This window comes from Amycolatopsis sp. NPDC031561, from assembly GCF_055580625.1.
Genome location: NZ_JBVILA010000005.1, coordinates 289,870 through 308,612, shown reverse-complemented (window position 1 = coordinate 308,612; position 18,743 = coordinate 289,870). Strand labels below are relative to the sequence as shown.

Annotated in this window: 13 protein-coding genes; 4 read left to right on the top strand and 9 right to left on the bottom strand. The window is 70.5% G+C overall.

From position 1 onward, the window contains the following. Positions 1 to 79: 79 nt before the first annotated feature. The 4 genes from murJ to ACZ5IK_RS15445 all read right to left on the bottom strand — a co-directional run bounded on the left by murJ (position 80) and on the right by ACZ5IK_RS15445 (position 5,189). Positions 80 to 2,215, bottom strand: coding sequence for a murein biosynthesis integral membrane protein MurJ (murJ, locus tag ACZ5IK_RS15460; protein WP_465488258.1), 2,136 nt, complete (start codon positions 2,213 to 2,215; stop codon positions 80 to 82). After that, a complete protein-coding gene (locus ACZ5IK_RS15455) occupies positions 2,158 to 2,418 on the bottom strand; it encodes a hypothetical protein (protein WP_465488257.1) in 261 nt (86 codons plus the stop codon). Before ACZ5IK_RS15455 ends, murJ begins: the two co-directional genes overlap by 58 nt. 99 nt (positions 2,419 to 2,517) lie before the next feature. Next, positions 2,518 to 4,668: a DUF6049 family protein gene (locus tag ACZ5IK_RS15450; protein WP_465488256.1), complete on the bottom strand. Its 2,151-nt coding sequence runs from the start codon at positions 4,666 to 4,668 to the stop codon at positions 2,518 to 2,520. Next, a complete protein-coding gene (locus ACZ5IK_RS15445; RefSeq protein WP_465488255.1) occupies positions 4,665 to 5,189 on the bottom strand; it encodes an NUDIX hydrolase in 525 nt (174 codons plus the stop codon). The genes ACZ5IK_RS15450 and ACZ5IK_RS15445 overlap by 4 nt, the downstream gene beginning before the upstream one ends. Before the next feature lie 160 nt (positions 5,190 to 5,349). Here ACZ5IK_RS15445 and ACZ5IK_RS15440 point away from each other — a divergent pair, with 160 nt between their 5' ends. The 4 genes from ACZ5IK_RS15440 to ACZ5IK_RS15425 all read left to right on the top strand — a co-directional run bounded on the left by ACZ5IK_RS15440 (position 5,350) and on the right by ACZ5IK_RS15425 (position 9,841). Next, a complete protein-coding gene (locus ACZ5IK_RS15440; protein WP_465488254.1) occupies positions 5,350 to 6,771 on the top strand; it encodes a CCA tRNA nucleotidyltransferase in 1,422 nt (473 codons plus the stop codon). An 11-nt stretch (positions 6,772 to 6,782) separates the two neighbouring features. Next, positions 6,783 to 7,586, top strand: coding sequence for a DUF4241 domain-containing protein (locus ACZ5IK_RS15435; RefSeq protein WP_465488253.1), 804 nt, complete (start codon positions 6,783 to 6,785; stop codon positions 7,584 to 7,586). A 79-nt stretch (positions 7,587 to 7,665) separates the two neighbouring features. Beyond that, positions 7,666 to 8,973, top strand: a complete 1,308-nt coding sequence (locus tag ACZ5IK_RS15430) for a sensor histidine kinase (RefSeq protein WP_465488252.1) — start codon at positions 7,666 to 7,668, stop codon at positions 8,971 to 8,973. 16 nt (positions 8,974 to 8,989) lie between these two features. Beyond that, positions 8,990 to 9,841 (top strand): class I SAM-dependent methyltransferase, encoded by an 852-nt coding sequence (locus ACZ5IK_RS15425; RefSeq protein ID WP_465488251.1) that lies wholly within the window; start codon positions 8,990 to 8,992, stop codon positions 9,839 to 9,841. Positions 9,842 to 9,923: 82 nt separating this feature from the next. Here ACZ5IK_RS15425 and ACZ5IK_RS15420 read toward each other — a convergent pair whose 3' ends face one another. From ACZ5IK_RS15420 to ACZ5IK_RS15400, 5 genes are read right to left on the bottom strand one after another with little or no spacing between them, the layout of a single operon-like run. Then, positions 9,924 to 11,849: a TNT domain-containing protein gene (locus ACZ5IK_RS15420; RefSeq protein ID WP_465488250.1), complete on the bottom strand. Its 1,926-nt coding sequence runs from the start codon at positions 11,847 to 11,849 to the stop codon at positions 9,924 to 9,926. A gap of 40 nt (positions 11,850 to 11,889) precedes the next feature. Beyond that, the gene (locus ACZ5IK_RS15415) at positions 11,890 to 12,978 is read right to left on the bottom strand and encodes an ADP-ribosylglycohydrolase family protein (protein WP_465488249.1); all 1,089 of its coding nucleotides are present in this window, start codon (positions 12,976 to 12,978) and stop codon (positions 11,890 to 11,892) included. A gap of 4 nt (positions 12,979 to 12,982) precedes the next feature. Then, positions 12,983 to 15,010, bottom strand: coding sequence for a YrhB domain-containing protein (locus ACZ5IK_RS15410; RefSeq protein ID WP_465488248.1), 2,028 nt, complete (start codon positions 15,008 to 15,010; stop codon positions 12,983 to 12,985). A gap of 16 nt (positions 15,011 to 15,026) precedes the next feature. Beyond that, positions 15,027 to 17,273 (bottom strand): ADP-ribosylglycohydrolase family protein, encoded by a 2,247-nt coding sequence (locus tag ACZ5IK_RS15405; protein ID WP_465488247.1) that lies wholly within the window; start codon positions 17,271 to 17,273, stop codon positions 15,027 to 15,029. Continuing rightward, positions 17,274 to 18,743 (bottom strand): TNT domain-containing protein, encoded by a 1,470-nt coding sequence (locus ACZ5IK_RS15400; RefSeq protein ID WP_465488331.1) that lies wholly within the window; start codon positions 18,741 to 18,743, stop codon positions 17,274 to 17,276.

Sequence of the window (18,743 nt, the reverse complement as noted above, 5' to 3'; positions counted from 1 at the left end):
CCGCACTCTCCCGCGTAGCTCCCGCCCCGAGGGTACCCAGAATACGACGCGTGAACGCGGGCCATCCGTGCGTGAATCGTTATCCGCGCTTGATCAACCGGGTGATCCGCGCCGTGGCGGGCTTCAATTCCTCCACCTTCAAGGCCATGAGCACGCCGAACGACACCACGATGCCGACCATCGTCTGCAGCAGAAGTTTCACCCAGGCATGGAAAGTAGGCCCGAACGAGTCAGGGACGATCTGCCCGGCGAGCCACGCCGCGCCGACCCCGAGCACACTCGCGACGACCGTGAAGAGGATCACCCCGAGAATCCGCTTGCTCCGGAGGTTGCCGAGCGTCACCCACAGCCAAACCTGGCCGAGGATCGCGCCGACGACGAACGTGAGGCCGTTGACCATCATCACGCCGAGCACGATGTTGTCCGGCGAGAGCAGCGCGGGGCACAGGTAGAGCAGCGGCACCTTGACCACGGTCATCACGATCATGATCAGCACCGGCGTCCGCGCGTCCTTCATCGCGTAGAACACCCGCATCTGCAGCATGACCAGCGCGTACGGCAGCAGCGCGAACGCGCTGATCGCCAGTGCCTCGCCCATCCTCGACGCGTCTTCGACCCGGCCCTTGCCCAAGGTGAACAGGGCGATACCGACCGAACCGCCCACAACGGTCATCACCGCGGAAATCGGCAGGAGTGTCACCGTCGAGATCCGGGAGGCGTACGAGAGGTCGCCGATCAGCTTCTTGTGGTCGCCGTCGGCCGCCGCGCGGCTCATCCTCGGCATGATCGCGGTCAGCAACGACACCCCGATGACGCCGTACGGCAGCTGGAAGAGCAGCCACGCGTTGCTGTACGCGGTCACCCCACCCTGCGAACCACTGGTCAGCACCCGGGTCGTGATCGTGTACCCGACCTGGCTGACGGCCACGTAGCCGACGGTCCAGAGGGCGAGCCCGCCGAACTCCTTCATGCGCTTGTCGATGCCCCAGCGCCATTTGAACTTGAACCCGGACCGCAGCAGCGGCGGGATCAGCAGCACCGACTGCGCCACAATGCCCGCGGTCACGCCGAGGCCCAGCGTCAGCAGCTTCGGGTCGGTGATCGACACCGGATCGGTCGAGATGTTCCCCGGCATGATCCACACCACGAGGATCGTGAAGATGACGACCAGGTTGTTGATCACCGGCGCCCAGGCCGTCGGGCCGAAGATGCTCTTCGCGTTCAGCACCGCCGAGAGCAGGGCGAACACGCCGTAGAAGAAGATCTGCGGCAGCAGCAGGTACGCGAACGCGGTGACCAGGTCGGGATTCGCCTGTCCCTTGTCGTCCACGTACAGCTTGGTGATCAGCGGCGCGGCGACGACCGCGATGGTCGTCCCGACGACGAGCAGCGTGCCCGCCACCGTGACCAGTCGCTGGGTGTAGGCCTCGCCGCCGTCCTTGTCGTCCTGCGACCGCACGAGCAGCGGGACCACCAGGCTGGACAGCACGCCGCCCATCAGCAGTTCGAAGATGATGTTCGGCATCGTGTTGGCGACGTTGAACGAGTCGTTCTCCACCTGGGCGCCGATGGCCGCGACCAGCAGCAGCTTCCACGCGAAGCCGGTGATCCGGCTGATCAGCGAGGCGATCGCCATCCGGCCGCTGGACTTCGCGAGCGAGGGCGCCTTCGCCGGGGCGGCGACGTCTTGTTCGCCGGTCTCGCCCGGCCGCGGTTTGACCAGCGGCGCGTCCTTGATCGCAGGCATGACCTGCGTGGCGAGCTGGTCGTACGGGCGGAGGACGTCGGGGTCGGCGACCGGCCAGCGCGATCCCATCGGCACGCCGGGGGTGCGCGGGATGAACCGCGTCGCGTCGGGTTCGTCGCGCCGGTCCACCTGCCACGGACGGACCGGTGGCGGCTGGCGGCGCCCGCGATGCGGCGGGGGCGGTGTCTGGTTCAGCGCCTGCGGCGCCTGCGGCGTCTGGGGTGCTGCCGGACGGCGCTGGGGTGGATTCTGAGCCGGGTTCTGGGACGGCTGAGGCTGCGGAAGCGGCTGCCCCGGCGGGGGCGGAACCGGCTGACGACGGGTCGGCGGAGGCGGCGTCGGTGACGGAGCCTGCTGCCGGGGCGGCGCCTGGTTGGGCGGCGGGTTCTGCGGTGGGTTCTGGGGCGGCCTCAGCCGCCGTGTCTCGTCGTCGGGGCGGCCCGCGGCTCGCTGACGACGGCCGTCCACCGGCGGCGGGGGCGGCGGTGCCGCACGCCGCGGGCGCTCTCCGCGTTCGGGCGGGAGCTGCTGCGGGGGCGGCTGACGGCGTTCCGCGCGTTCAGGCCGTTCAGGACGTCCTGAACGCTCAGGACGGCGCGCTGGGCCATCGGTGCGACGGGGCGGCGGAGTACCTTCGCGCCGGGGACGGCCTGCACGCTCGGGCGGTACACCCGGCTCTCTTTCCAACGTGCGCCCAATCCTCGGTGCTCGACTACGTGATGCCCGGCGGCATCGTTCGACCCAGGGTAATCGGCAACGGCCGGAAACACTTAAACCTGTGCGTCCTCGGTCACACGCGGGGCGGTTTCGTTCGCCCGATCGGCGCGTGAGTCCTTGATCCTCCGGTAGATCCGGCGGGACGAGAGCAGCAGCAGCGCGCCCGCCGCGGTGACGGTGATGATGATGGTGATCGCGCCGTACTCCGTGGAGGTCAGCTCGAACCGCGCGTCGGTGCCGAGCCGGGTCCCGTCGGGCGTGGTCAGGGACACGTCGACGCTGAACCGGCCCGCCCGCAGCGCCTCGACCGGCACCAGCTGGTTGACGGCGCCGTTGGCCGGGACGGTCCGCTCCGGGACCGCTTCGGTGGGGCGCAGGCCCACGTTGTTCTTCAGCACGGTGCGGACGTTGATGCCGACCGGCAGGCCGTTGGTGATGAACGCGGGCAGCGGCGACGCGCCGGAAGCCAGCGCGATCGTCTGCTTCGGCCGCTCCACGGTCACCTGGCTGCGGATCGCCTCGAGGTCACCGCGGGCGTTGCCGGTGGCGGTCCCGGCGTCCGCGCCGCGCCACGAGGTCGACGCGGCCCGGATGATGGCGAGCCGGACGGGGGCGATCACGTCGGCCGGATTCACCCGTTTTGTTGAATCCATCGTCATCGCCGACGACAGGCCCAGGGTCTCGTTGTCGATCTGGGACATCCTCGCGGTGACGTCGCCGCCGGTCGCGGCCGATACGTCCTGCGGGTCGTAGTTGACCGAGGCCGTCCCGGACGGGCTTTCGCCGAGCAGGTCGGGCAGTGGTGTCGACTTGGCGAGGCCTGTCGAGTAGAAGTCGCCCATCCGCTCCAGGAACGTGGTGAGCTCGGTGCCGGAGGCGTCCCAGTGCCGCGGCGGCGCGATCAGCAGCCGTGAGCGCTCCTGCCCCGGGGCCTGCCCGCCGAGCCCGGCGCGGAAGGCGATCGCGCCGAGACCGTTCTGGGTGCCCCCCGGGCCGTTCAGCGCGGCCGTGATCAGCGCGTCGATCGGCTGCGCGCGGAGATCCGTTCCTTCGATCGAGACCCCACTCGAAAGCGGGGAATCGGACTGGAGCTTGCCGGAGTCGGTCAGCACGGTCTTGACGCCCGCCTTGCCGATCGCTTCGACGGTCTGCGAGTCGAGGGCGCCGCCCGGCCAGAGCACGCCGTCCTGCGGCTGGATGCCGAGCAGGTTCTTGATCGTCGCCGCGCCGCCGACCGCACTGGCCAGGAGCGCGGTGTCGGTGGCGTCGCCCGCCCGGACCTTCGTCAGCGCGGTGAGGTCGGTGTCGGCGAACGGGAGGGTGATCACGCACCGGCCCGCGACCAGGGCCTTCAGCTGGCCGAGCCAGTTCCTCGCGGCGTCGACGCCCCTGCCCGGGACGGGAGCGCCGCCGTTGGCGACCTGATAGCCGCGGGCCATCCCGTCCACGGTCGCGACCAGGTCGGGATCGATGGCCAGGCACAACGACGACGAGACCTTCGTGTCGGCCTCCGCCGCCCGTGCCGCCGCGACCAGTGAGTCCAGCCGTCCCCCGGCGCCCAGTTCACCGGCCAGCCGCTCGTCGGCCAGGGTCAGCGGCCCGCCGAGCGGGGACGAGACGACGTGGACGGTGCTGTTCGCGATCGGCCACAGCAAGCTCGCCGACGGCGCAGACGGCGGACGCGTCGCGGGTGCCCTGCCGGGGACGCCGAGCACCGGCATCAGCAGGCTGACCGCCGCGAGCCGTTCCGCGCCGCCGAACTCCGGGGTGCCGTTGACGTTGACCAGCAGCGGGTACACGCCGGGCTTCGCGAACTGCAGCTTCGAGGACTGGCCGAGCGGGATGTTCAGGTTCAGCGTCGCGCTCCGCCCCGCTTCCAGGGCGTCCGGTTCGAGGTCGACGAACTCGGTCGCGGACTGGTCCTTGAACTTGCCGCCGGCGAGCACGTCGCCGATCTGCTGCTCGCTCTGCAGCCGGGTGCCCTGCTGCAGCCGGACGCTGAGCTTGCGGATCGGCCGGTCGCCGATGTTGGTGACCCGGCCGGTGACGATGAGCGACGTCGAGGTCGAGGTGATCACGCGGGGGTTCAGCTGGTCGAGGTCCACGCGCAGCCGGGGCTGCTCCTGCGCCTGCGCGACCGCGCCGAACAACGCGGGCAGGGCCAGGAACAGGATCGACAGGACAGTGGCGGCAAGCCGCTTCACTCAGGTGCTCCCTCGGCGGTGTGCTGTTGCTGCGCGAAGAGTTCTTTTGCCTTCCGGACCAGCTTGCGCTCGTCGGAGTAGGCGAGGGTGGTCTCCAGGTCGGCGAGCGGCACCCAGGCGACCTCGGTCACCTCGACATCCTCGTCCGAAAGTTCGCCGCCGGTGGATTCCAGGATGAAATGGTGCACCGTCTTGTGCACCCGTCGCCGTTCGGCCACGAACCAGTAGTCGATGGTGCCGAGGGGCTCGAGGACCCGCGCGGAGATGCCGGTCTCTTCCTTCACCTCGCGCATCGCGGTCTGCTCCACCGTCTCACCGTCCTCGATGTGGCCCTTCGGCAGCGACCACAGCAGTCTGCCGTGCCTGTCGAGCCGCCCGATCAGCGCGGCGTTGGCCCGCTCGACGTCGACGACGAGGCCGCCGGCCGAGGTTTCGTCGACCGTGGTCAGCCGCCTTCCCCGCCTGCGCCTCCGCCGGCGGCCCGGCTTCGAAGCGCCGGAGCGGCCGGCTGATCCAGACATGCTGCGATGCTAGAGCAAACGGCGGTACGGGTACGCTGGCTCTCCGTGCCCGTGTTGGGCCGGGTCGTAGTAAGTGTCTCGGTAAGTACATCCAAATCGTGGTGGGATTGTCGTGAACAAGGTGGTCGCCGGGCAGGCGATTGCGGGGAAGAGCACTGCGATGCAGAACGCTGTGACGGAGCTGATGCGCATCTCCCCGCTGGCGGACGAGCTCGCGAAGCTCTTCGCCAAGGCGGGCTACAAGCTGTACCTCGTCGGCGGGAGCGTCCGCGACATGATGCTCGACAGGCTGTCGAGCGACCTCGACTTCACCACCGACGCGCGGCCGGACCAGGTGCTCAAGATCGTCAGTGTCTGGGGCGACGCGGTGTGGGACGTCGGCATCGCGTTCGGCACGGTCGGCGTGACCAAACAGGGCATGACCCTGGAGATCACCACGTTCCGCGCGGACAACTACGACCGCGTCGGCCGCAATCCCGAGGTCACCTTCGGCGACAGCATCGAGGGCGATCTGCTCCGCCGTGACTTCACGGTCAACGCGATGGCGATCGACCTGGCGAACCAGACCTTCGTCGACCCGTACGACGGGCTCCAGGCGTTGCAGGAACGGGTGCTCGACACGCCCGCGACCCCGCAGGAGTCCTTCGCCGACGATCCGCTGCGCATGCTGCGGGCCGCGCGGTTCTCCGCGCAGCTCGGCTTCACCGCGGCGCCGCGGGTGATCGACGCGATGACGTCGATGGCCGAGGAGATCGACCGGATCACCGCCGAGCGCGTCCAGGCGGAGCTGTCGAAACTGCTGCTGGCGGACGACCCCCGGCCCGGTATCGAGCTGCTGGTCGACACCCGCCTCGCCGACCGCGTGGTGCCCGAGGTGCCCGGAATGCGGCTGGCGATCGACGAGCACCACCAGCACAAGGACGTCTACCAGCACTCGCTGACCGTGCTCGCGCAGGCGATCGACCTGGAGAAGTCGCACGAGCCGACGTCCGAGCCGGATCTGATCCTGCGGCTCGCGGCGCTCCTGCACGACGTCGGCAAGCCCGCGACGCGCGAGTTCCAGCCGGGCGGCGGCGTGAGCTTCCACCATCACGAGGTCGTCGGCGCGAAGATGGCGCGCAAGCGTTTGCGTGCCCTGAAGTTCTCGAAGGAGATCATTCAGGACGTCAGCCAGCTCGTGTTCCTGCACCTGCGGTTCCACGGGTACGGCAAGGGCGAGTGGACCGATTCGGCGGTGCGGCGCTACGTCACCGACGCCGGTGACCTGCTGCCCCGGCTGCACAAGCTGGTGCGCGCCGACTGCACCACGCGCAACCGGAAGAAGGCGGCCGCGCTGCAGGCGACGTACGACGACCTCGAGCGGCGGATCGAAACGATCCAGGCGCAGGAGGACCTCGACCGGGTCCGGCCGGACCTCAACGGCGAGGAGATCATGCGGATCCTCGACCTCAAGCCGGGGCCGGACGTGGGCAAGGCGTGGAAGCACCTGAAGGAACTGCGGCTCGACCGCGGTCCGCTGGAGCACGACGACGCCGTGGCCGAATTGAAGAAGTGGGCCACCGAGAACGGTGTCGGCGGCTAGCGTCTTCACCCATGGGGGTCAGAGCGAAGCTCGCCATCGGCCTGGTGGTGGTGGCGTTGGTCGCGACCTGCGCGGGTATCGCGGTGTTCTCCGGCCGTCCGGTCGCCACGCCGGTGCCGAAGGACTTCTCGTGCGATCCGAAGCCGGTCCAGGCGGTCGTCTTCGCGCAGCCGAGCGAACCCGCCCCGCCGCTGCGCCGCGACGGATTCGACGAGCTTTTCCGGACCGGCCGTGAGGTCCTGGCGGGCAAGGAACCCGCCGTCGTCGAGGTCGTCGAACTCGGCGCCCTCGACCTGCCGAGCGGCCGCGTGCTCGGCGGCGATCCGACGACCATCAACGACCTCACCGAGCCGCCGGTGCCGTTCGTCGTCCGGGTGCCGCCGGGGGCGTACCCGGTTTCCGTGGCGAAGGTCCGGATCGCGGGTGCCACCGACCACCGGCGCGTCGCGGCGGCCCGGCTGACGATCCGCCCGGAGCCGGTCATCCGCTGGGAACTCGCGCTGGTCAAGGGCGAGGATCCAGCGAAACTGGGGCCGAACGAGTTCTACGGATACGGCGTCGACGCCGGCCTCGGCGCGTTCGTCGACGCGGACGCCGTCCCGGCGCTGTGCCGTCTCGTCGGAGAAGACCTGGAAGGTCCGCTGATCAAGGCGCTCGACGGTCCGGAGGCGGCACTCGTCCGCGATCCGGTCAGCGGGCTGAACGTCTCCGCGTTCGGCTCCGGCTGGGGAGACGGCAGCTATCCGACCTGGATCGGCTACACGGCGAAGGGCGAAGTCGCCCGGTTCGTCACGGATTTCCACGTCATCAGCTGAGATAAACACCGTTGGTCTCTGGATCCACATGGAGTAAACGGCGATACTCCTGCCGGTGCTCCTGGTAGGGGGAAAATCCATGGCGAAGCGGCCGCCCAGTTTTCTGGTGACGTTGCTGCGTCGCGGCGCGCCCGCGCTGGCCACGGCGACGAGCGAGCTGTCCGACGAGGTCGGCGACCCGACGCCGATCCGCGCGCTCCGGCGGATCCAGCAGATGTCGGGTCCCGTCGATCCGGCGCATCGCGACAACCTCCTGCTCCGGGCTGCCCGCTACGTCGCGCTCGTGCCGCTGGTCTACCGGCTCTTCGCGGTTCCCGGCGCGTTCGGCGTCTACGTCTCCGCGCACGGCATGACCGGGATCGGCCCGGTCGGGCTGGTGACGCTGGGGTCGGTCGTGCTGAGCCTGTACGGGATCCGCTGGATGCTGCGCTCGGCGCCGTTCCAGCCGCAGCACGCTGCCCGGCTGCTGGCCGTCGACCTCGTGTTCACGCTGCTCGCGCCACTGGCCATCGGCGCGCTCGTGCCGGGTTCGGTGTTCACCGAGGCGATGGCGGTGCCCGGCAAACACCTGCTCGGCGAGGTCGCGTTGCTGGCGCTGGCGCTGGGCATGCCCGCCGCCGCGGCACTGGCCATCGTCAGCTTCCCGATCCGGATGCTCGCGTCCCTGTTCGCCACCGGTCACGGCGCGCCCGGCGACGCGCTGGCCACCCTCCCGTCGATCCTCGGCGTGCTCTTCACCGCGACCGGCGCGCTCGTCCTGATCGGGCTCGGCACGCGGCTCGCCCTCGCGTACGGCATCCGCAACGGACGGCTCGCCGAACGCGCCCGTCAGCACCGGGTGCTGCACGACTCCGTGCTGCAGACCCTCGAAGCGATCGCGCTGGCCAACAAGGGAGACCCGGCCGACCGGCTCGCCGAGGTGCAGCGGCTCGCGCGGGCGCAGTCGATGGAGTTGCGGCAGACGATCGAGACCGAGGCTTCGGAACGGTCGGAGGCGGGCTCACGGCCGCTGGGCGAGAAGCTGGCGTCACTGGCGGCGGAGATGGCGCGGGACGGTCTGCGCGCCCAGCTCGTGATCGCCGAACTCGACGACGACACCCTCTCGGAGGTCCGGCAGATCGCCATCCGCGACGCCGTCCGCGAGTCCCTGCGCAACACCCTCAAGCACGCGGGGACGGACAAGGTCGTCGTGCGCGTCGAAGAGCAGGAAGGCGGCGTCGCGGTGATCACCCGCGATCACGGTGCCGGGTTCAGTCTCGACTCCCGGCCCGCCGGTTTCGGGATCAGCGAGTCCATCACCGCCCGGCTGAACGAGGTCGGCGGGACCGCCAGGGTGGAGTCCGCTCCGGGCAATGGCACCAGAGTCACCCTCTGGGTGCCGTTCTGACGGTAAACAGGAGAACATGAAGAAAACGGACGTCCTGGCCAAAGCGCTCACCGCGTACCGCGACGGTGACCGGGCCAAGGCAGCTGACCTCGCCGAGCGGGCCGGATCCACGCTCGGCATCGAACTGCACCGGTACCTGACCGAAGGCGGCGGCGGAGGTGTCTACGACCAGCCCGCCGCGTTCACGGCGTTCATCCGCGGCGGCGGGAACGTCAAGCTCTACCGCAGGCTCAGCGTGATGCTCGCCAAGCGCTACGGAAGCGTCGGCTCACTGCTCGACCTCGGCTGTGGCGACGGGCTCGCCGTCATCCCCGCCCTCGAACAGGCGGACCGGCAGCCGGGCCGGATCGACCTCGTCGAGCCGTCGGGCGCGCTGCTCGCCGAAACGCGCAAGCACCTCGACGGCACCCACGGCCTGCACACCTGGGACGACACCGCGCAGGAGTTCCTCGCCCGCGACGACGACAGGCAGTGGCAGCTGACGCAGTCGACCTTCGCGCTCCAGTCGATCCCGACCGCTGAGCGCACCGAGGTCCTGCGGGCGCTCCGGCCCCGCACCGCCTGCCTGGTGCTCGCCGAGTTCGACGTGCCCGAGTACGACGAAGACTCCGACGAGTACCTGCTTTCGCTGGTCACGCGCTACGAACGCGGGATCTCGGAGTACGGCAAGGAGGCGTCACTGGTGGCGCAGGGGTTCCTGCTGCCGATCCTGCTGGGCCTGGTCAAACCGGGTGCGGACCGGACGAACTGGGAGCAGCCCGCCACCGATTGGGCTTCACAGCTCAAGGAAGCGGGCTTCACCGGCATCCGGATCGAGCCACTGGCCGACTACTGGTGGTCCCCCGCGGTGCTCATCACCGCGTCCTGAGTTTGGCAAGGACCGCGTTTAGAGGACTGAACGCGGTCCTTGCACGCGCAACTACAGCAACCAGAGGACGAAACGCGGGGTATCAGACCCGCGAAAGCGCGCCCGTTTCGAGGTGCTGGGCGATCGGCCGGGGCAGCACGTAGGCCACGGCCCCGCCCGGCGTCCCGTTCCACGGCGCGGTGATCCCGGTGACCACGCGCAGCGGCCGCAGGACGCGGTACAGGCGGTGCTCCCGTTCGCGGTCCGCGGCCAGCGACGTCTCGACGAACCGCGCCGGCTCGGCGTGCACGAGGTTGCCGGTCTCGTTCCCGAACCGCTGCACGGTGGTGCCCGCCGGCAGCACGACGATCCGCTTGCGCCGGAAGAAGTTCAGCGGCGGCTCGCCCCGCAACGGCAGGATCGGCCAGTCGGCCGGGTTGTCGGCCTCCTCGTTCGCGCCCACCGTGGCCCGCGCCGGATACAGCAGCAGGGTGCCGAGGAAGAACCGCGCCGCCTCTTCGAGCTTGGCGAACGCCACCGGCTCGTCCGTCGGAGGACGCGAGACCTCCCAGCCGTTCTCGGCGCGGCGCAGGGTCCAGAGCCCCGGCTCCGGCACCGCGTTCGCGCCGATCCGGTAGGACGTCGGCGCGACCCCGTGCTCGGCCAGCCGCTGGTACAGGACGTCCAGCACCTCGACGGCGCGGATGTCGCGGCCCGGTTCGCCGTCGCGTTCGACGCGGGTGCGGACGCTTTCGTCCGGCAGATCCGCTTCGGTCTGCGGCGGCCGCGGCTTGCCGACGATCTCCGCCTCGGCGGTCGCCCGCACCAGCTCGCCGACCAGCGGCGGGCGGAACCCGGCGGCCCGGATGTGCTCGACCAGCTCCGGCTCCGGCGGCACCCCGTACTTGCGCAGGTAGTGCGGGACGGCCGCGGGCCAGATCCAGACGCCGTCGGTGTGGAAGGCGTTCGGCACGTCCGGCGGGCCGTTCGGGGTGAAGATGTCAGGCTGCGGACCCGGCCGGGACAGCGCCACCGGCGAGCGGAAGAGGTAGTCCAGCACGCCGCGGACCTGGTCCGGCGGCACCGGCGGCCGGTTGACGACCGGCCGTTCGCCCTCGTTGTGCGCGTCGGCGACCTTCGCGTGCCGGAACACCACGTCCAGCGGCAGCCCGGCCTTGGCCGCGAGCCAGCCCGGGACGTGCTTGTGGTCGCGCGGGAAGATCGCGAGTTCGGTCGCGTACGCGCGCGGCGTCGGCTTCCCGCCCTCGTTCGGCGCGAGCCGCCAGGTCGGTTCCTGTTCGGCGTCGAAGTCGAAGTCGAAATGCGATTCCGAGTCCAGCGTGAAGGTGCCCTGGAACCAGGTGCCGGTCTCCGGGGCGTACATCGCCGCGCGCAGCCGCGCGAACAGCGTGCCGAGCTCCGGCGGCGCCGCGATCGACACCGAAACCGGGCCGTTGCCCTCGTCGCCGACCGAGCGGACCTCGAGTTCGGCGTAGTCCCCGACCTGCCGGAACTGGGCACCGACCCGCTGCCAGCCCGGCGGCAGCACCCGCAGCAGGGTCCGGCCGATGGCGCGCAGCAGTGGGGGCTGGTCGCCCGTGCCGATCTCCGGCCGGGCTTCCGGCGTCTCGACGAAGTCGTGCCTGGTCTGCCACAACGCCGTCAGCCGTGACGGCGCGGCCGTGGTCGAGAAGTCCGTCAGGCCCAGTTCGGCCGCGCGGGCCGCGTCCTCGCCCGCCCAGCGCAGGGTCAGATCGCCGCCGCCGGTGTGCGGCGCGATCTGGAAGTGCTCGTCGTCGAACCGGCCGTGTGTCTGCAGGCTGAAGGTCGCGCCGACCTCGCCGTTCAGCACCACCCGGGCGGCGCGGCCGTCCCACTCACGATCGAAGCCCTCGGGCGCCGCTTCCCCCGGCGGCGCGATGAGCAGCAGCGTGCCGTCTTCGGTCGACCGCTGGGCCGCGAAGACAGTTTCCCCCCAGACGGCGTACAGGCCGTCCGGCCGCTCCGCCGCTTGAACCCGGTAACGCACGATGTGTCCCCTCCCCAAGTTCCCCAAACCGGAGGTAAATCTAGTGGGCCGGATAGCGGGCGTACCACCGGTCGTCACCCGGCGCGTTGCCGCCGAACTCCGCGAGCGCGTCGTCCGCCAGCGCACCGATCACCCCGGACAGTTCCAGCTTCGAGACCCAGTCCGTGTCGAGCTCTTCCTCTCCGTACATCGCGCCGACGAGGTTCCCGCAGATCGATCCGGTCGAGTCGCTGTCCCCGCTGTGGTTCACGGACGCGAGCAACGCGGTGTTCGGGTCCGTGGTGGTCAGGGCGACGTAGACCGACATCGAGAGCGCGGTTTCGCCGATGTTCCCCTGTCCGAGCGTCTCGAGCTTCTCCGGCGTCGGGGCTCCCTTCTCGGCCAGCGCGAGCGCCTGGTCCAGCGCGACGCTCTGCTCCTCGTGCCCCGGGTACTTCTCCAGTTCGGCACGGGCGATCGCGAGGGCGTCGAGCAGCGGTTTCCCGAGCAGAAGTTCGTGCACGATCACCGCGAAAGCCCCCGACGAGAGATACCCGCTCGGGTGACCATGGGTCAGCGCCGCGCACTCGGCGCCGAGCCGGAACACCTCGGCGAGGTCGTCCGACCACAGCGCGATGGGCGCCACGCGCATGACCCCGCCGCAGCCCTTCGAGTTGTTCACCGGCTTGGCCATGCCGGCGCGCACCCCGGTCTTGCCGTACGCCTCCAGCTCGCTGAAGCAGGTGAGACCGGGCGCGCGACGGCTGAACAGCTCGCGGTTGGTGATCAGCCAGCCGTCCGGTTCCGTGCTCGTGTTCTCCGGGCCGCGTGCCCGTTCCCACGAGACGCCCTGGGTGTGCAGCCAGCGCTGGTAGGCCAGCTGGAGCGACTGCTCGACCGGAACCGTGCCGTGGTGGGCTCTGATCAGGCCTTCCAGCGTGAACAGCGTCATCTGGGTGTCGTCGGTGATCCGCCCGAGCCCGCCGTACGCGGGGATGAGGCCGGTGATCCCGTCGGGGCCGGCGATCTCCCGGATGCGGTCGATCGAATCGAACTCGGTCTTCGCGCCGAGCGCGTCGCCGAGAGCCCCGGCGAAGAGGCTGCCGCGCAGCCGCGAACGGGTCGCCGGATCGTGAAGCCACTCGCGCATTTGTCTACTGATCTCCTCGTGGGTACCGTTTCGCGTCCCAGCGGCGCCGCTCTTCGGGCTCACGGGGCAGGCCGAACCGGTTGAAGTAGTAATAAGCGTCGCCCGCCAGGCCGTCGACGACCCCGAGGTCGGAATACGCGGCGAGCCACGACTCCGGCAGACCGGGCACGGTGAGCCTGGCACCCACCATCGCCCCGGTCAGCGCCGCGGTCACCGAGCCACCGCGAGCGGCCAGCGCCAGTGCCGCCTCGGGGTCGTGGCCCCGTTTGGCGGCGGCGAACAACGCCCTGCCCAGCACCGAAAGCGGCGTCCGGCCGTCCCCGATGCTGTCGAACTGTTCGACGTCTTCGCCGTCGATGTCGTTCCTGAGGTCGAGCACGGTCTTGACCAGGTCGCCGACCTCGCCGCTGTACCCGTCGAAGCCTTCGAGGAAGTTCGCCACAGCGGGCTGGCCGTTCCTGGCCGCGAACTGGGCGCGGAACAGGTTCACCAGCAGTTCGGCGCCGTGGACGACCTCGTGACCCGCGGCGGAGCCGACCAGTTCGCGGACCACCTTCATCGCGTAGAAGGCGTTGTCGGCGGGACCTTCCACGCCACCGGTCACCGTCGCGGCGAGCGCTGTCGCCAGCATCGTCGAGAACTCGGCGGGAGCCGGGCCCGCGCCTTCGGTGGCCTTGGCGACCCAGCCGTCCGCCCGCCCGCCCGCGGGCAGCGACGCCGGGATCTCGGCCTTGTCCGGGGTCGGGTCCAGGCCGCGGATCACCGACTCGGTGTGGAACAGCAGTTGCCGGGTCAGCCCTCCGAGCGGCAGCCCGTCGCCCGGATCCGCGCCCGAGCCGAGCGCGTCCCCGAGCGCGAAGCCCACGTACGCGCCGAGAAGCCGCGGGTACGCGAAGCTGCCGACGGGGATAGTCGGGTTGTAGAACTTCCCGAACGTCCAGGCTGCGGGACGCGGTTCGCCGTCGTCGTAGAAGTGCGTGACCAGTCCGTTGGCGAACAGGTCTTCGGGCAGTTCCGGCAGCGGACGGCCGTCGTGCTTCGCCCGGGAGCGCTCGAACGACAGCGTCGCGGCACGGACGTAGCGGGCGAGCTCGTCGGCGCTCAGGGAGTAGCCGTTGTCCCTGGCCTGGTCGACGAGGCTGCGCAGGTTCGCGACGGCCGCGCCGTCGTACTCCCCGCTGAAGTAGGCGGGGCGCCCGACGGATTCGGGGCGCTCGGTGCCCTTCGGGAGTTCGAGGTCGGCGACCTGCCGCAGCGTCTCCGGGTAGATGTGGAAGGTCTCGGGCCTGCCCGGGTTGACCAGGAGGCCGACCCCGGGGGTGTCCTTGGCCCGTCGCAGGAGCACACGGGGCTGGATCCGCTGCCACATCGTGTACTCCGACGGGATCTGCGCCTCGGAGGTGTAGACGACGAACCTCGCGCCCGCGTCGCCGAAGTCGCGGACCTGCAGATGGCCGTCCTTCGCCGGGGCGAGCACGTCGAGATCGAGCATCCAGTGGACGAACTCTTCCGGCGTGATCCACTCGACGCGGAGGTAGCCGAGAAGCGTCTCGACCTCGCTCTCCGGCTTCGGCCGTCCGGAGAACCGCGGCCCCGGCCGGTGATCCGGATTCGCGCGGACGGCGCCGGTCGGCTCGCCGTACAGCGTGTGCTGGTCCCAGCGCAGGATCGCGGCCTTCGGGACGGGCAGACCGGGCACCACGGCCGGATCGAACTCGGGATCGACGACCTCGGCCCAGCGGGTGAACGCGTCGTCGTCGCCATTGCCGTCGCCGCCCGCCGCCGAAACCGCCATCAGCTCCAGGTCGAGCCGGATTTCCCCGCCGTCGTCCGGCACGAAGGCGACCGGGCTGGGGAACAGTCCGGCGCCGGGGTCGGTCCCGTCGAGCCAGCCGACGGAGTTGTAGGTGACGTTCCAGCCGTCGGTCGCGCGCACGACGTACTCGCGGCGGACCCGCAGCGCGCCGGTCCCCTCCCCACCTCGGCCCGCCAGCCACTCCTCGACGCGGCTGACGGCTTCCTCTTCGTTCATCGTCCCCATTCCAGATTCACCAGCGCGGATACCGCTGGGCCCAGCCGTCGACCTCGTGCAGCGCCGAATGGCGGTCGAAGTGCCAGAACGCGTCCGTCGCGATGTTCTCCACCAGGTACCGCAGTTCGAGCTGCTCGACCCACTTCTGCGGCAGACCGGGAATGCCGGTGCGGGCGCCGAGCAGCGCACCGGCGATCGCACCGGTGATGGCGCTGCGGCCCGAGTGGTTGACCGCCCGCAGCAGCGCCTGCTCCGGGTAGTTCTCGAAACCGGACAGCGCCGCGAACGCGCGGCCCAGCACCGAAAGCGTGCCCTTGCCGTCGCCGATCAGTTCCGGGACGCGCAGATCGGGCAGGCCGTGCTTGCCGAAGAACGGCACCGATTCCGCGACCATCGCCTTGAGATCCGCCCAGACCGGCCCCCGCTGGTGCGGGTTCTGCTCGGTGAAGATCTCGCGGGAGGTGTTCCAGATCGGGTAGCTGAACGCCTCCGAGGTCAGCGCGGGTTCGAACAGCCAGGTCAGGTAGGTCGCCGCCTCGACGTCGATCTCCCCGGGATGGGTGACCGAAACGAGGTCACGCACCGCCTGGCGGACCCCGCCGCTCATCGCGGTGCCGGGTCCGGCCGCGGTCATCGCCGCCGGCAGCGCCGCGACCAGCGCGTCCGGCCCGCTCAGCGGCATCGCTGTCGGCGAGATGGTCGCCAGCGCGTGGTACGCGTTCAGCTCGGCGTCGTCGGGGGTGCGGCGGACGCGGAGCTCCGGCACCTTCACCAGCCAGCCGTCGGCGTTGTCCAGCGGTGCGCCCTGGGTGTGCAGCCAGCGCATCAGCGAGTTGCGGGCGACCGTCCCGAGTGCCTGTTCCGCGCCGCGGTTCTCCGGCTGCTCGCGATGCGGGCTGCGGATCACCGCCTCGGTGTAGAACAGCAGCCGCTGGGTGAGCGGCCCGACCCGGCCGGGCAGGTCGAACGCGACCGGCAGGTCGGTGACCCCGTCCGGGCCGTAGGTGCCGTGGATCTCGTCGAGCCGCATCCGGTCGACGGCCGCCCCGAGCGCCTCGCCGAGCGCGAAGCCCACGAAGGCGCCCGTGACGCGCTGCCAGCCGTAGCGCGAGCTGGAGCGGTCTCGCTCGAAGTACTTGCCGAAGGTGTCCAGGCGCGGCTGGATCTGTCCTTCGTTGTCGTAGCTCGGCGCCAGCCCGTTCGCCCGCAGGTCGTTCGGACGGCCGCGCGGCGGTTCCGGCCGCTTGAGCGCCGCCAGCCACGACTGGCCGAGGACGGTCTTCTGGCATTCCTCGACGGTCAGTTCGAAGCCGCGGCGGCGGGCCCGTTCGGCGGCGGGCAGCGGCGGCTTCACCGGTTCGGGCAGGCCCATCTTCGCGGCGGTTTCGGCGGCGAGGGTCTCCAGTTCCGGATCCGCTTCCGGGCAGCGTTCGTTGACGTCGACCGAGGTGTCCCGGCGCGGGAACTTGGCCGCGGTCCCGGCGAGTTCCGCGCCGCCGACGTCCTCGAACGTCGCGGGCCCGCCGTTGATCACGAGGTTCGGCGGGCTCTCGTACCCGGCCAGCGTGGCGATGTCGACCTTCCAGTACCCGTGCTCGCGGGACGGGAGGTTCCTGGACGAGCTGAACACCCTCAGCTCGGCGCGTTCCTCGTTGAAGTAGAAGCGTTCCGTCTTGCCCGAAGCCAGGTCCAGCGGGACGTAGACCTCGCAGCGCAGCAGTCCGATGAGCAGTTGTTCCCTGGTCAGCCAGCCGACGCTGGCGAACGACAGCAGCGTTTCGAGCTTGTTCTCCGGCTTCGGGTAACCGCGGCGGACCGGCCCGGCCTTGTACTCGGGGTTCTCCCGTTCCTGCCCGGTCTGCACGCCGTCCGCGTTGACCTGGACCCAGCCCGCGACGACCGCGAGCGGGACCCCGAGGTCACCGAGCCCGGCCTTCGCGTACTCGGGGTCGACGACCTCGCGCCACGCCTCCTGGCCGGGGAACGCGACCGGGACGCTGAGCCCGCCGGGCTGCGGATGCGCCTGGCGCAGCTCGCCGTCCGGTTCGCGGACGATCACCGACGGCGGCGGGAAGATCTCCTTCTCGGCATGACCCTCGTCGAGGAAGGCGATCGTGTTGTAGGGGACCGACCAGCCCTCGGGGATGCGCAGGACCTTTTCGCGGTGCACGCGCAGGCCGGCGCCGCCCGGTTCGGACACGTCCGGACCGTGGACCGCGCGCAGCCACTCTTCGACCTTGGCTACCGCTTCCGCCGATTCCACCTACTCGATCCTCTCCAGGCTGCCGTCGGACACGTGCTCGGCGATGGTCCTCGGGAGCACGTAGGCCACCGCCCCACCAGGCATGTTCGCCCAAGGGACGGTGACTCCGGTGATCACGTGGAGCGGGCGGCGCAGCCGGTAGGTCCCACCGGCGCGTTCCCGTTCCAGCGGCAGGGACGTCGTGGCGAACCGTACCCCTCCGTGATGAACCAGATTGCCGGTTTCCTCGCCGAACCGCAGTACGACCGTACCGGCGACCATCCGGCTGACGCGCTTGTTGCGGAGCAAGGTGAGGGGAGGCTCACCCGCCGCCGCCTGCACCGGCCAGTCGGCGAGTTCCTTCGCGGTCTCCAACGGTGTTTCGTGCCCGGCCGTCATCCTCGCCGGATGCAGCAGGACGGCGCCGAGGAGCTGATGCGCCGCGTCCTCGAGCTTGTCGAAGTACTTCGGCGACACCGGGACGCCGCCCGAGTACGCGGCGACCTCCCAGCCCTTCTCGGTGAAGTTGAGGCACCAGGCGCCGTCCGCGCGGTCGCCGATGCGGTACGCCTCGGGCCAGACCGCGTGCTCGCCGAGCCTGCTGACCAGCACGACCAGGAGCTCTTCGTCGGCCAGCGCCGGATTCGGCGACGTCTCCAGCTCCGCGGCGATGTCGCCCTCGGTCTTCTTGACGTCGGAGCGGCCCGGTTTCGGCCTCGACTTGCCGAGCAGGTCCGCCTCCGCCGTCCGCCGCACGAGGTGCTCGACGTACGGCGGCTGGAACCGCTGGCCCCGGATGTGCGCGACCAGCTCCGGTTCCGGCGGGATCCCGTATTTCCGCAGGTAGTGCGGGACGGACGCGTGCCAGATCCAGGTGCCGTCGGTGTGGTAGCTCTCCGGGACGTCGCCGTCGGCGTCCGGCTCGAAGATGTCCTTCCCGAGACCGCTGCCCGAGAGGATCGCCGGTTCGCGCTCGAGATACTGCGCGACCAGCGGCGCTTCGGACTCGTCCAGCTCCGGTCTGTCCACCACCGGCGGCTTGCCCTCGGTGTAGGAGTCGACGATCCGGGCATGCCGGAACTCGACGCGCAACGGCAGCTGCGCGCGCAGCCGCCACCAGTCCGGGACGTGCTCGTCCTCGCGCGGGAACGTGGCCAGCTCGTCCGGGTACGCCGAAGACGCCGGAGCCTTGGTCCAGGCCGGTTCGTCGTCGAGGGTGAAGTCGAAGTCGAAGGTGCCGTCGGGTTTGAGCGTGAACCTCGACTGCAACCAGGTCCCCCGGCCGGTGGTGTACATCCCGGCGCGAAGGCGGCCGAAGAGCTCGTTCAGCTCGGGCGCGGGTGTGAGGTTGTGGCCCTCGATCTCGGTGTGCTCCCCGGCCTGCCGGAAATCGGCGGCCGCGGCGTGGGCGGGGTCGGTGATCCCCGCCAGGATGAGTCTGCCGATCTGGACCAGCAGCCCGCGCTGCTCGTCAGAAGTCAACTGTTCCAC

What these genes read in the sequence shown, in the direction of transcription:
- ACZ5IK_RS15430 (WP_465488252.1), top strand. Translation starts at nt 7,666, where the DNA reads ATGGCGAAGCGGCCGCCCAGTTTTCTGGTGACGTTGCTGCGTCGCGGC.
- ACZ5IK_RS15425 (WP_465488251.1), top strand. Translation starts at nt 8,990, where the DNA reads ATGAAGAAAACGGACGTCCTGGCCAAAGCGCTCACCGCGTACCGCGAC.
- ACZ5IK_RS15410 (WP_465488248.1), bottom strand. Translation starts at nt 15,010, where the DNA reads ATGAACGAAGAGGAAGCCGTCAGCCGCGTCGAGGAGTGGCTGGCGGGC.
- ACZ5IK_RS15415 (WP_465488249.1), bottom strand. Translation starts at nt 12,978, where the DNA reads ATGCGCGAGTGGCTTCACGATCCGGCGACCCGTTCGCGGCTGCGCGGC.
- ACZ5IK_RS15435 (WP_465488253.1), top strand. Translation starts at nt 6,783, where the DNA reads ATGGGGGTCAGAGCGAAGCTCGCCATCGGCCTGGTGGTGGTGGCGTTG.
- ACZ5IK_RS15445 (WP_465488255.1), bottom strand. Translation starts at nt 5,189, where the DNA reads ATGTCTGGATCAGCCGGCCGCTCCGGCGCTTCGAAGCCGGGCCGCCGG.
- ACZ5IK_RS15440 (WP_465488254.1), top strand. Translation starts at nt 5,350, where the DNA reads ATGCAGAACGCTGTGACGGAGCTGATGCGCATCTCCCCGCTGGCGGAC.